Origin of the sequence: Clostridium aquiflavi (genome assembly GCF_031344075.1) — a bacterium.
GTDB classification, from domain to species: Bacteria; Bacillota; Clostridia; order Clostridiales; family Clostridiaceae; genus Clostridium; species Clostridium aquiflavi.
The window spans coordinates 1-14,390 of sequence record NZ_JAVJAN010000055.1; the positions used below are offsets into that span (position 1 = coordinate 1).

General features: G+C 25.4%; 14 protein-coding genes. 13 read left to right on the plus strand and 1 reads right to left on the minus strand.

The window, feature by feature from the left end; genetic code table 11:
- Positions 1 to 172: 172 nt before the first annotated feature.
- Positions 173 to 418 carry an AbrB/MazE/SpoVT family DNA-binding domain-containing protein gene (locus tag RGC78_RS14835; RefSeq protein WP_003369321.1) on the minus strand — a complete coding sequence of 82 codons (246 nt, stop codon included), beginning with the start codon at positions 416 to 418 and terminating at the stop codon, positions 173 to 175.
- Between the two features lie 612 nt (positions 419 to 1,030).
- On the opposite strand from RGC78_RS14835, the gene RGC78_RS14840 reads away from it, so the two are divergent.
- The 13 genes from RGC78_RS14840 to RGC78_RS14900 all read left to right on the plus strand — a co-directional run bounded on the left by RGC78_RS14840 (position 1,031) and on the right by RGC78_RS14900 (position 14,253).
- The gene (locus RGC78_RS14840) at positions 1,031 to 1,621 is read left to right on the plus strand and encodes a DUF1836 domain-containing protein (RefSeq protein ID WP_252211607.1); all 591 of its coding nucleotides are present in this window, start codon (positions 1,031 to 1,033) and stop codon (positions 1,619 to 1,621) included.
- 449 nt (positions 1,622 to 2,070) lie between these two features.
- Complete coding sequence (locus RGC78_RS14845; RefSeq protein ID WP_252223963.1) at positions 2,071 to 3,252, plus strand: DegT/DnrJ/EryC1/StrS family aminotransferase; 1,182 nt, start codon at positions 2,071 to 2,073, stop codon at positions 3,250 to 3,252.
- Positions 3,253 to 3,265: 13 nt separating this feature from the next.
- Positions 3,266 to 3,856, plus strand: coding sequence for an acyltransferase (locus tag RGC78_RS14850; protein ID WP_252211609.1), 591 nt, complete (start codon positions 3,266 to 3,268; stop codon positions 3,854 to 3,856).
- The gene (locus tag RGC78_RS14855; RefSeq protein ID WP_252211610.1) at positions 3,857 to 5,173 is read left to right on the plus strand and encodes a nucleotide sugar dehydrogenase; all 1,317 of its coding nucleotides are present in this window, start codon (positions 3,857 to 3,859) and stop codon (positions 5,171 to 5,173) included. It abuts the gene before it with no gap.
- 409 nt (positions 5,174 to 5,582) lie between these two features.
- Entirely contained in the window at positions 5,583 to 6,425 is an 843-nt protein-coding gene (locus RGC78_RS14860) for a YihY/virulence factor BrkB family protein (RefSeq protein WP_252211611.1), read from the plus strand.
- Positions 6,426 to 6,501: 76 nt separating this feature from the next.
- Entirely contained in the window at positions 6,502 to 6,849 is a 348-nt protein-coding gene (locus RGC78_RS14865; RefSeq protein ID WP_252211612.1) for a single-stranded DNA-binding protein, read from the plus strand.
- Positions 6,850 to 7,463: 614 nt separating this feature from the next.
- Complete coding sequence (locus RGC78_RS14870) at positions 7,464 to 7,787, plus strand: DUF6514 family protein (protein ID WP_252211613.1); 324 nt, start codon at positions 7,464 to 7,466, stop codon at positions 7,785 to 7,787.
- Between the two features lie 73 nt (positions 7,788 to 7,860).
- A complete protein-coding gene (gene acpS / locus RGC78_RS14875) occupies positions 7,861 to 8,232 on the plus strand; it encodes a holo-ACP synthase (protein WP_252211614.1) in 372 nt (123 codons plus the stop codon).
- A gap of 1 nt (position 8,233) precedes the next feature.
- Positions 8,234 to 9,733, plus strand: coding sequence for an NAD(P)H-hydrate dehydratase (locus tag RGC78_RS14880; RefSeq protein ID WP_252223973.1), 1,500 nt, complete (start codon positions 8,234 to 8,236; stop codon positions 9,731 to 9,733).
- Positions 9,734 to 9,798: 65 nt separating this feature from the next.
- Entirely contained in the window at positions 9,799 to 10,428 is a 630-nt protein-coding gene (locus tag RGC78_RS14885; protein ID WP_252211616.1) for a germination lipoprotein GerS-related protein, read from the plus strand.
- Between the two features lie 369 nt (positions 10,429 to 10,797).
- Complete coding sequence (locus RGC78_RS14890) at positions 10,798 to 11,052, plus strand: hypothetical protein (RefSeq protein WP_252211617.1); 255 nt, start codon at positions 10,798 to 10,800, stop codon at positions 11,050 to 11,052.
- Positions 11,053 to 11,061: 9 nt separating this feature from the next.
- Positions 11,062 to 11,415, plus strand: coding sequence for a type II toxin-antitoxin system PemK/MazF family toxin (locus RGC78_RS14895; RefSeq protein ID WP_286673916.1), 354 nt, complete (start codon positions 11,062 to 11,064; stop codon positions 11,413 to 11,415).
- 171 nt (positions 11,416 to 11,586) lie between these two features.
- A complete protein-coding gene (locus RGC78_RS14900) occupies positions 11,587 to 14,253 on the plus strand; it encodes a sigma-54-dependent transcriptional regulator (protein ID WP_309556895.1) in 2,667 nt (888 codons plus the stop codon).
- Positions 14,254 to 14,390: the final 137 nt, after the last annotated feature.

The following is a 14,390-nucleotide window of genomic DNA, read 5'->3' on the forward strand; positions in this document are numbered from 1 at the left end:
GACAAGCAATAAATATGACAATACTCATTAAGAATTCTCAAAGTCCAATTACAATGCCACTTTACCTATTGCATATATCAACACGCATTTAAAACAGAGCTAAATATAAAATAAACAGCACCTCTAAAATTTTAGAGGTGCTAATATTGTTATTAAGTATAATTAATAGATATTATCTATTGTTTTTTATTTCATCTAAACAATTAGTACAAACATTTTTTCCTTTATAGTTTATAACGTCTCTTGCATCTCCGCAGAATATACAAGCTGGTTCATATTTTTTAAGGATTATTTGTTCACCGTCTACATAAATTTCTAAAGCGTCTTTTTCAGCAATATCTAAAGTTCTTCTTAATTCTATTGGAATAACAATTCTACCTAATTCATCTACTCTTCTAACTACACCTGTTGATTTCATAAAAATTCCTCCTAATTACAATGTTCGACATTCTACTCTGACATATTACCAAGTATGTAATATAAAGTCAATATATATTTTATGTTTTTTGTATAATAAGTTACAAATTTCAACTTTAATAAACATTATATATAAAATATACTACCATATTTTAGAAATGTCAATAGAATTTTTAGAATTTTTTACTATACAATATAAGATGATTTTAATATAAAAAATTGCATTACTACTGAGGTTAAATGGGATAAGCCTATATTAAAATAAAAAAAGTAAAAACAATTAGTAAAAATTAGAAAATATGGATAATTACCAATTTGTCATATAAATATTAAAAAACACAAAAAAATTTAAAAATATATAAAAAAACAATGCATATTGTCTTAAACAGACAAAAAATATTATTTTTCCATATAATAATTTAAAACAATTATAAATAAAACAGAAAATATAAAACAATTAAAAAATAGAAATTATAATTTATATACTAAATTTTTGAATTATCATATATAATAAAAACATATTCAGATTATTATAATGGTAAAAATAACTTGTAATAAGTTTATTTTTACTATATAATTTATTTAAATATACTAAGAAAGTGTGGGATATTATATGAATAATCATATGGAGTCGTCTTATATAAAAGAAATAGTTGAAAAAATATCTGAAAATAGTTTAGTTTCATGTGAAGATCTACCAAAGTATGATTTATTTTTATCTCAAGTTATAGACTACTTAAATGATAAATTTATGGATGAAAAATTCACTAATAACATAGTTCAAAATTATATAAAAAGTGAAGTTATCACAAAACCAGAAGATGGTAAAAAACGAGGATACACTAAAATACATTTAGTTCAGCTTGTATTATTAAGTTATATGAGACCAGTGCTAACTACTGATGAAATAAAAAAAGTCTTTAGTTTAGCATTTAACGAAATAAATGAACGAGATGATGATATAATTTGTTGGCAAGATGCTTATAAAATATTTTCAGAAATACAAGATGAAAGTTTAGATGAATATTTAAAAGCATCCTTAGAAAATGAAAAAAAATTAAAAGAAAGAGTTAAATGCTTAAATTTAAAAGAATCAGAAGAAGAAAGAATAACAGTCTTTCTATTAGTTTTATCATTAATAGCAGAAGCAAGTGTAATTAAGAAATTAGTGCAAAAAATAGTAAATGAATATCATGCAGATTAGGCATATGAAAATAAATAACAAGTAAAATATTTGAATGTGCCTTAATTAAATAAGAGGAATAAGAGTATGAAGAGATTAATTAAACACTTACTCAAATAAATTATAATTTATTTGAGTAAGTGTTTTTTAAAGAAATATAATAAGTTTTGTAATATTTTATTATATTTATACAAAAAATACTCTTATATATGTTATTTTAAAGTAGTATTAGTATACACTTTTTGTTTTTTGTTCATATAAAATAAAAAGTTTATTTATCTATTTAAGTATGTTAAAATATTCATGTTAGTTTATCAAAAGAAGTAGCTTTATGATAACTAATTTAATGAGATAAAATAATTTTTATAAATAATTAATATTTAGAATTTAAATATTTGTTATAATTTAGTAGAAATGAATTATCAAAACAATAAATTGGTAATATAAGTAAAATCAAAGGAGCGAGGAAAATGAATATTCCATTAATTGATTTAAAAGCTCAATATAAGTCTATTTCTGAAGATTTAGATAGAGTAACTAAGGAAGTATTATCTTCTGCAAATTATATTATGGGAAAAAATGTATCTGATTTTGAAAAGGATTTTGCAGATTATATAGGCGTTAAGCATGCTATTTCAGTAGGAAATGGAACAGATGCATTAGTTATTGCATTAAAATCTTTAGGAATTGGAGCAGGTGATGAAGTAATAACTTCGACATTTACTTACTTTGCTTCAGCTGAATGTATATCTGCTGTAGGAGCAAAGCCAGTTTTTGTAGATGCAGAAAAAGATACTTTTAATATAGATCCAAGCAAAATAGAAGAAAAAATTACTGAAAAAACAAAAGCAATTATACCTGTTCATATCTTTGGACAAAGTGCTGATATGGATGAAATAAATAAAATAGCTAAAAAATATAACTTAAAAGTTATTGAAGATGCTTGTCAAGCAGTTGGGGCTAAATATAAAGGAAAAATGATAGGGGCATTAAGTGACATAGCTTGTTTTTCATTCTTCCCAACAAAGAACCTTTCATGTGCTGGTGATGGTGGTATGATAGTAACATCTGATGATAATATAGCAACTATAGCTAGAGCATTAAGAACTCATGGAAGTGGAGAAACAGGACAAAAAGCATATAATTTATTAAATAATATAAATGAAGATATAGATAGATCTAATACTGGGGATGATACAGTATATAATCCATTAAAGTACTACAATTATTTAATAGGATATAACTCTAGATTAGATGCTATTCAAGCAGCAATATTAAAGGTGAAATTGCCTCATTTAGATAAATGGAATTCAAAGAGAAAAGAAATAGCAAAAATATATGATGAAAACTTTAAAGATTCAAAAGTCGTTACACCAAGTGTTAGACAAGAAAATGAATCAGTATATCATCAATATGTATTACAAACAGAAGATAGAGAAAAAATGTTGAATAAACTTAAAGATAAAGGTGTGGCAGCAGGGGTATATTATCCAGTTCCATTACATTTACAAAAAGTATATCAAGATCTTGGATATAAAGAAGGGGATATGCCAGTTGCAGAATATCTTTCACATAGAACATTTGCAATTCCTGTTTATCCAGAATTAACAGAAGAGCAAATAAGATATATAATTGATTCTATAAAGGAATAGAGAGGTATAATTTATGGATAAGAAGTATTTTGTACATGAGTCCAGTTATATAGATGATAATGTTGAAATAGGAGAAGGAACAAAAATATGGCATTTTTCTCATATTATGAGTAATTCTATAATGGGTGAAAAATGTAATATAGGTCAAAATGTAGTTATATCTCCTGGAGTAAAACTAGGTAATGGAGTTAAAATACAAAATAATGTATCTGTGTATACTGGCGTTATTTGTGAAGATGATGTATTCTTAGGACCATCTTGTGTATTTACTAATGTAATAAATCCTAGAAGTTTTATAGAAAGAAAAAGTGAATATAAAAAGACTATTATAGGAAAAGGTTCATCAATTGGAGCAAATGTAACAATAGTATGTGGTCATAACATAGGAAAGTATGCTTTGATTGGAGCAGGAGCTGTAGTTACTAAAAATATACCAGATTATGCTTTAGTTGTTGGAAATCCAGCAATAGTTAAAGGATATGTATGTAAATGTGGCTCAAAGTTAGATTTTAAAAATAACAAAGCAATTTGTGAAAGTTGTAATGAAGAATATCTAAAATCTGATGAAAAAGTTGAGTGTGTAGATTTAGGAGGTATAAAATAGATGTCAGGATTAAAGCAACAATTATTAGAAAAAATAAATAATAGAACTGCTAAAGTAGGCGTAGTTGGATTAGGATATGTTGGTTTACCATTAGCTGTAGAAAAAGCAAGTGCAGGATATGAAACTATTGGATTTGATGTTCAAGACCAAAAAGTTAAAATGGTGAATGAAGGTAGTAATTACATAGGTGATGTAGTAGATGAAAAGTTAAAAATGTTAGTTGATGATAAAATACTAAGAGCTACTACAGATTTTAGCTTTGTAAAAAATGTAGATACTATTTGTATATGTGTACCTACACCACTTGATTTATATAAGCAACCAGATTTATCATATGTAGTAGAATCAACTAAAAGTGTTGCACAATATATGCATAAAGGTATGTTAATAGTACTTGAAAGTACTACTTATCCAGGAACAACAGAAGAAGTTCTTAAACCTATATTAGAAGAAAGTGGATTAAAATGTGGAGAAGACTTTTTCTTAGCATTCTCACCAGAAAGAGTTGACCCAGGTAATAAAAACTTTAACACTAAGAATACACCTAAGGTTGTTGGAGGATGTAGTGCAGATTGTACAGAAGTTGCAGCAGCATTATATAGAAATATTTTAGAAGGTGAAATACATACTGTTTCATCACCAGCAGTAGCTGAAATGGAAAAAATATTAGAAAATACATTTAGAAATATTAACATTGGATTAGCTAATGAAATGGCTATACTATGTAACAGAATGGGAATTGATGTATGGGAAGTTATAGATGCAGCTAAAACTAAACCATATGGATTTATGCCATTTTATCCAGGTCCAGGTCTTGGAGGACACTGTATACCGCTTGACCCATTTTACTTAGAATGGAAAGCAAAGGAATATGATTATCATACAAGATTAATAGAAACTTCAGGAGAAATAAATGATTCAATGCCTGAATTTGTATTAGATAATGTAATGAAAATATTAAACAAACATAAAAAAGCACTTAATGGATCAAAAGTTCTGGTATTAGGAGTTGCATATAAGAATGATATCGATGATTATAGAGAATCACCAGCATTTAAAGTTATTGAACTTTTGGAAAAAAATGGAGCAGATGTTATTGTAAATGATCCATATTGTGAAGTTTCCAAATATAAGAATAAAGTATATAATTCTGTAGATTGGAAAGAAGTAATTGATGACAGCGATATTGTTATAGTAACAACTAACCATAGCTGTTATGATTATGAAGATATAGTAAGTAAGGCTAAAGTTGTTTATGATACAAGAAATGCAACTAAGAATGTAGTTAACAATAGAGATAAGATTTATAAATTATAGAATTATATTGATTTAGATACTAATCTATGTTTTGAGAAAATGTCAATATTGTTCTAAAACATAGCAAAAATATTTAAAGTTTAGTTTATTATAGGATTTAATGCTGAGTAAGCATTAAGTCCTATAATTTTATTGAAAACATGAATATTTATTTAAAATAAACTTTATTTTTATATTATGAATATTTTATAAATTTTATCTATAAAATATGAGAATAGAGATATAATGTTTAATGGGTAAAGATTTTAAATATTTTAATTAGTAAGCTTTGTAGGAAATTATGAAATCTGTTTATGGCTTGTTATCATAATTAATTCATTTAAAGGGATAAAGGGAATGTGGTATAAATATAATTTTATATAAGAATTAAATGAGATGATAATATCTAAAGATAGGAAATGGTGATTTAATGAGTCATACGAAGATGAGTTTAAGAGAAAAATTAAGATTATTATTACACTTGATTGTAAAAGTAAAAAATGATGATATTTTTGCATTAGCATCTCAATTAGCATATTATTTACTTTTATCATTCTTTCCATTTATTATTTTCTTAATAACGTTAATAGGATTTAGTAATATGGATTCTATACAAGTATTAAATGGAATAAAAGCTATAGTTCCAGAAGCGGTATTTGAATTAACTTCATCTATAATAGTTGAGGTTTTTGATAAACAATATACAGGTTTATTAGGAATCTCAATTTTATTAGCTTTATGGACTTCATCATCAGGTTTTAGAGCTGTAATTAAAGGTGTTAATAAAGCTTATGGTTTTAAAGAAAAGAGATCATTTATAAAAAGACTAATAATTTCTATGCTTAGTGTAGTAGCATTGGCAGTAATTATAATATTATCATTGTCTATGCTTGTATTTGGAAATGTAATAGGAAGTTATTTGGTAAAAATGATTCCTTTTACAAAAATAATTATGATTTTATGGAATATATGTAGATATGCTTTTGTTGTGATTATGATGATATTTATATTTGCGTCAATATATAGATTTACTCCGTCAAAAAGATTAAAATGGAGAGAAGTAATACCAGGATCTATATTTAGTACAATAGGATGGATAATAACATCTTATGGATTTTCTTTTTATATAGATAATTTTAGGAATTTTTCTAGATTTTATGGGAGTCTTGGAGCTGTTTTTATATTGATGACTTGGTTGTTTTTAGTTTCAATTTTATTTATTTTAGGAGTAGAAATAAATTGTGTGTTAGATGAATTTAAAAACCAATTATAAGAATATTGTATTTTACTGAATATAATTACATTAACTGGATAGAATCAATAAAGAAATATTCAGGAGGTGTAATATAATGAATAAAATAGTATTAGTAGGAAATTTTATAAAGGACCCTGAACTTATGTATACTGAAAAAGATAGTAAAACATACAGTAAATTTATAATAGCTGTAGATAGACCATTTAAAAGTTTAGATGGTACTAGAAAAGCTGATTTAATTCCCATAGTAGTATGGGGCAAAAAAGCAGAAGTTATATGTCGCTATATGAAAAAGGGCGATAGTATAAGTTTAAGTGGTAGATTAAGAACTGGAAGTTATGAAGATAAAGACGGAAATAAGAAATACATAGCAGAAGTTGTTGGTGAAGACTTTAAGTTCTTAGGAAACAAAAGGCCGGAAAAAGTTATTGCAGAAAATTAAAATAATATATAATTTTAATTTTCTGCAAGTGAATAAAATTGAAGTGAACTCTGTTAAGTAGATACAGTAAAAAATACTGTTGTAAAACCTACTTGACGGAGTTATTTTTATTCTTTAGGACTTTATTTTATTTATAAAGTTTTAAAATATTAGAAAAATTTAAGAAATAATATACCAAATATTGAATTAATAAATAAATGTGATATAATAAATAATGTAAACGATAACTAAAAAGTTTTCAGTTTTCAATTTTCAATTATGGTTACAATGAAATTTATGGGGTTAAAATGGGAAAAAATAAACCATCTTAAAATAGATTTAGGCTATTTAAGGTGGTTTATTTTTATTCTATAATAATGTATAAACATATATAAATATAAGATATATATTAAAATTAAAATTAGATTATTGCAATTAGATTAATATTCGACAAATACTTTAAATTTAATTTTAAATATATTTATTTATACGGTGATAAATAGCAAGTTTGAAAATTTATTGTCAATAAAAAATATATAAATAACTAATTATCGGGACATGCTTTGACATTTTATAAAAGGTTAATGTGATAATATTAACATGTGTTACAAATTTAAAAGGGGTTGAGTAATTATATGGATATTATAGAAGAATATACATCTATAGATACTGAAAACAATTTTGAGTATAAATATAGGTTAACCAAATCACTGTATAAAGGAATAACAGGATATGGCATAGAAGTACAAAGCCAAAACTCAAATACCACTAATGAGGTATTTTATGAAAAGGATTCAGTAAATTTAATTTCTATAAATAGACACAATGTTAAAGCTTTACTTACTAAATTATATGAAAACAGAGTTTCACCACTACATCTTATAGACATTATTGGTGAGTATGTAGACGAGCATGTATGTGAATTTGACAATTTTACTTCAAAGGAAGTTGCAAATTAATTGTTAAATATTACTTAAATACTTTATTTAGTATATACTAAATAAAGTAACTTTCTGAGAAAGGGGTAATATTTTGATAAGAGGAATTGGAACAGATATAATAGAAATTGAAAGAATAAAAAAAGCTATTGAAAGTAATCCAAATTTTATAAATAGATTTTTTACGCAAAAAGAGATTGAATACTTTAAATTAAGAAGATTTAATGCTAATACTATATCAGGAAATTTTGCAGCAAAAGAAGCTGTAAGTAAAGCATTAGGTAGCGGTTTTAGAGGATTTGGATTGAAGGATATAGAGGTATTAAGAGATGAACTAGGAAAGCCAATAGTGAATTTAAGTGATAAATTATATAAAATGTTTAATTTAGATAATTATAATATTTTTATAAGTATATCTCATAGTAATACTGACGCTATAGCATATGCAATAATAGAGGTGATATAACATGGAAATTATGTCTTCTAAAAAATGTAAACTAATTGATGAGCTAACAATTAATGAAATAGGAATTCCTAGTATTGTTTTAATGGAAAATGCAGCTATATCAATATATAAGGAAATATATAATATGGGTGATAGTTTTCTTGTAATATGTGGTCAAGGAAATAATGGTGGAGATGGTTTAGCGATTTCTAGACATTTATTCAATAATGGTAAGAAGGTAAAAGTTTATATTGTTGGAGTTAATGAAAATTATAGTGATGATTTTAAATTAAATCTAAAAATATTAACCAATCTAGAGAACATAGAAATTAAAAAGATAAGATCAGAAGAAGATATAGATATTAATTTAGTTAACGATATTAAAAAATTTGATGTCGTAGTTGATGCTATTTTTGGTATTGGATTAAATAGGGATCTTAAAGGTTTGTTTAAAACTATTATAGATGAAATTAATGTTAACTCAAATATAATTGTATCAGTAGATGTTCCATCTGGCTTAGATTGTGATGAGGGAGTACCAAAAGGAATTTCAATAAGAGCAAATTATACGTATACATTTGAAGTTATAAAAAAAGGATTCTTAAGTTATAAAGCAATTGAATATTTAGGAAATATTAAAGTTGTAAATATAGGTATTCCCCAAAAAATTAAAAAACAAAATAATGATGGAATTTGTATATTAGATGATCCTGAATATAAAAAGTTAATCCCAAAAAGAAATATTTATGGACATAAAGGAAACTATGGTAGAGCAATTATAATTGCAGGTAGCAGTGGGTTTACAGGGGCAGCATTTATAACTACTGAATGTACAGTTAGAAGTGGTGCTGGATTAGTAACTTTAGTTTGTCCTAAAGAAATACAACCTATATTATCTAATAAATTGATAGAGGCTATGACTTTAAATACAGAAGATGAAAAATTAAATGAGCTATTAAAAGGAGCTCAAGTCATTGCCATTGGACCAGGACTTGGAACTGGAGAAAAAGAGAAACAACTATTTGAAAAGGTTGTAAAGCAAACAACTTGTCCAATAATCATTGATGCAGACGCAATAACATTATTGTCAAAAAATAAGTCATTACTAAAATATTTAGAAAATAGAGCAATTATGACACCACATCCAGGAGAATTAGCTAGATTTTTAGATATAAAAATTAGTGAAGTTGAAGATGATAGAATTAGCGTAGTAAAGAAATTTTTTAAGGATTACAGAATAAATTTATTGTTAAAGGGTTATAAGACAGTAATTTGTGTTCATAATAAAACTTACATAAATGAAACGGGTAATAGCAAAATGGCATCAGGTGGAATGGGTGATGCCTTAACAGGAATAATAACTGGACTAATATCTCAAGGAGTAAACATTGAAGAAGCAACTGTTTTAGGAACTTATATACATGGAAAATTGGCTGATGAAATTTCGCAAAACTCTTTTATAGTTAATGCAAGAGATATTATTAATAATTTACCAACAAAAATTAATAACATTCTTAATTAATTAAGAATAAAATAAAAAAACTTTTCATAATAGTAATAAAGTATTAATAAAGCTTTGGAGGATTAATGGAAAAGAAAAAAAAGACAATTAAAAGTAAAATGCTTTTATCTACTTTATTACTTATACCAATTATCACTATTCTATTGATAGTTTTATTTAGACATATTTTACTTCCGACTAATGAAGACATTTTAAATTATGTTAAGAACATAAAAGAATATAGTACAGGCGTAGAATATATATTTAAAAATTCAAGAGGTGAAATTAAAGAATTAACTACACAATATTATAGCGATAATAAAGGATTGAGAATTGAATTTGGACAAGATAACAAAACAATAAAAGTATATAACAGCGGAGAAATACAAGTTAAGGACTATCAAGGTGATGAATTTAAACTTGATGGGAATATGGACGTTATTTATCCACTAGCATCAATAAACAATATTTTATCTAATAAGATGTTAGGTGAAATAAAAGAAAACGTTAAAGAATGGGGTGATGGAAACTACCTGGAAATTGATTTGAAGTATGATATGAATAATAAACATTTTGAAAAAGGAAAATTTTATATAGATAAAAAAACAAAGTCACCTATATTATTAAAAATATTTGATATTAACGGAATTGAAAGAGTTATTATAACTTATAAAGATTTTAAAATTGAAAAGAATTTAAGTGATGAGTTGTTTTAATCAATATATGTTTTTTAAGATAACCTATGATGATAAGGAAGAATGGAAACCACATAAAAATTGAAATTTTTATATTATCTTTGTAGTTAATGTTCTTCCTAAGAATTAAATAAGTAAAAAACATTGGAATTAAATAAAATTAAGCCATATTAATATCAAAATAACATTAGCTTAAAATTATTTTATAGAAAGTATCATAAAGATACATACGTTTTAAGTAAATAATTGTTACAAATAATATAAATAAATAAAACTCTTAGTTTAATAAAAAATATATAACAAAAAAAGGACAATTCTTTTGACAAATTGACATAATTTGCAATATAATAGATATATACATAGGATTTTTACTACTATGGAGGAGAAATTATGTCACATTTTAAGGATAATAAAAAAAATTACGATATATTTTGTACAAATAAAAAAAAGAGTGAATTTATGAGCGACTCAATAATATTATATATTGATGATACGATTGAAGATATGAGTTTAGTCGATTTTGAATACTCAATGATAAAGGGTTATCAAGATATGGCAGAATTAAATTTGGAACTTTCTAGAGATGGGGTTGAAAAGCTATTAAGTGATATTAATGAATATGAGATATGGCTTTGCGGAGAGTGATTATTTGAAATGGCAACTATGGTAGTAAAAAGAGGAGATATATTTTATGCTGATTTAAGTCCTGTTATAGGATCTGAACAAGGCGGAATACGTCCCGTTATTATAATACAAAACGATATAGGAAATAGATATAGTCCTACTGTTATTGTAGCAGCAATAACATCACAAATAAACAAGGCTAAACTACCTACTCATGTTGAAATATCTTCAGAGGAGTATGGTTTAAATAGGGATTCAGTTGTATTATTAGAACAAATAAGGACTTTAGATAAACGAAGATTAAAGGAAAAAATTGGACATATGACTGATTGTGATATGAAGAAAGTCAATAAATCTTTGATTATAAGTCTAAATCTTAATTAAAAAAAAGGATAGAGTGAATCTATCCTTTTAAAGCATACAGAGACACTTTCTATAGTAATAGCATATAAACTAAGGAAAGTGTCTTTTATTATATAATAAATTAAATTTTTACTTTAGCTAAAGATTCTTTTATTTAAAACATATCTAATTTATAAAAAAGGAGATGTTTCAGTGTTTGATGATTATAAACCAAAAGATAAATTTAGTAGAAAAGAACGGGTATATAAAAAGTTAAAAGATCTTACTAAAACTATAAATTTTAGTGAAACGTTAGAAGAAAAAATAGGATTTGAAGCTAGTTACATAGCTAAAGAATTAAATATATCTAGAAATAATGTGAGTAAAGAATTAAATTGTCTTGTAAATGAAGAACTGGCAGTTAAAATTCAGGGCAAACCAGTGTTATATCTAGATAAGATTTATTTAGAACTAAAATTTGGTATAACTATAAAAGAATCAGTAATAGCCCAATATAGTTCATTAAGTAAAATATTAACAAATGAAATAAGTTTGAAAAAAGATGAAGAGTTTAAAAATATAAAAGATATTAGAGAATTAGAAAAAGAAAAACTACCTAAATATAAAAAAACTATTTTTAAAAGCATAATTGGTAGTGAAGATTCATTAAAATCACAAATTAAGCAAGCAAAAGCAACAATATTATATCCACCTAATGGATTACATACTTTATTAATCGGACCTACAGGTGTTGGGAAAACTACATTTGCTGAAGCTATGTATATATATGCAATAGAATCAGGAAAACTTACGAAGGATTCTCCATATATTATATTTAATTGTGCAGATTATGCAGAAAATTCTCAGCTTTTACTTTCACATTTATTTGGACATGTAAAAGGAGCATTTACTGGTGCAAGTTGTGAAAAAAAAGGATTGGTAGATCAAGCTAATGGTGGAATATTATTTTTAGATGAGGTACATCGTCTATCTCCGGAAGGACAGGAAATGCTATTTTCATTAATGGATAGGGGAAGCTATAGGAGATTAGGAGAATCTGAGAATGCAAGAAAAGCCAACATATTATTTATAGCAGCAACAACAGAAAATCCTAAATCAGCTATTTTAGGAACATTTTTAAGAAGAATTCCTGTAACAATTAAGCTGCCTAGTTTAAGTAAACGTTCACTAAAGGAACGAATGGAGCTTATTTGCCAATTTTTTAAAAATGAATCTGTAAAAATTAAGGCTCCATTAAAAGTATCTAAAGAAGTATTAAAAGTATTACTACTTTATAAATGTCCTGGTAATATCGGTCAGTTAAAGAATGATATTCAACTTATTTGTGCTAATGCATTTGTTGAATATATTACAGAAGAATATGAATATGTATATGTAAAGTTATCTCAAATTTCTCAAAGATTTAAAGAAGGTTTATTTACAATTGAAGATAAAAGACAAGAACTAATTAAATATTTTGATTTAAATGATTTTGAATCTATAATATTTAATGGTTCAAGCGAAGAATCAGACGACAATTTAAATGGATTATTATTGTATGACAACTATAATACTGAAGGAGATTTTTATGATTTAATGCTACAAAAAGCTCAGAAGTTTTATGTAGACGGATTATCTATAAAACAGATTAGGGAAAATATAGTTAATCAAATCCAATATAGATTTAATAATACAGCATCTATAGAAAAATCTGAAGACTTAGAACTTGATAAAGAAGTATTATCCAAAATAGTAACACCAGAGATTGTTGAGATTATTAAAGAATCATTTGTAGAAGATTCACATGACTGTATTAAGAATATAGATACTAAATTAATGTATAGTTTGGCATTACATATAGAAACTCTTTTGGAACGATTAAGAATAGGAAACATAGTTATATACCCTAAATCTGAAGATAATTATAAAAATTATAAACAAGAATACAATCTTGCAACATTAATAAAATCTAAAATAGAAGAAAAATTTTTTGTTAAAATACCTAATGATGAATTAGCATTTATAACTATGTTCTTGCGTTCTGTAAATACTAAAAAAGAACATGGAAATATTCAAGTTTTAGTAATTGCGCATGGTCATGGAACTGCAACTAATATGGTTGATGTTGCAAAGACGCTTTTAGGATATGATTGTATACATGCATTAGATATGCCATTAGAAGAAAAAGTTGAGGTCACTTTAAAGAAAGCTATAAATACAGTTAGTAAAATAAATAAAGGAAGTGGAGTTTTACTACTAGTTGATATGGGATCTTTAGCAACATTTGGAGATGTGATTACGGAAAAAACAGGAATAGAAACAAGAACTATAAAAATGGTTAGTACACCTATGGTTATTGAAGCAGCAAGAAAAGCTATGACTTCAAATATAAATATGGATATATTAGTGAATAATATAGAGAATGTTAGCTCATTAATTGGGGGTAGAGTAAAAGTAAACACAGAAAATATAGATTCAAGAAATTTGGAAATAGGAAATAATTATGAAAATATAAATTGGAAAAAACATATTATAAAGTTATTAGATGAGGCACTTACATTCTTAAATGTTGAAAAAGCATCAGAAATATTAAATCAAGTTTTAGAAAAAATAGCTACAGATTGTGGTAATAAAATTGATGATAGCTTGTATATAAAATTTTTATTTCATTGTTCTTGTATGATAGAACGAGTTATAAGAAATGAGTCTTTACCATATAAAAAATTTTTAACAATAAAAAATAGTAAGAATAAACTTTTTAATATTATAAAAAACAATTTTGAATTAGTTGAAGAGATATTTGGGATTTCTATTCCGGACTCAGAATTAGCATACATAGTTGAGATGGTTGATATTAGCTTTAATATAACAAAAAATTAAAGTTATGTTTTAGCAAAGTGTTGATATATGCATAAGCAAAGTGGACAAAATGTAAAAAAAGGAAACTCGACTTCTGATAGTCGCTGAGTAAGTTCGAGGAGCGAAATATAAAATTCCGACTCTCACTTAACAACACT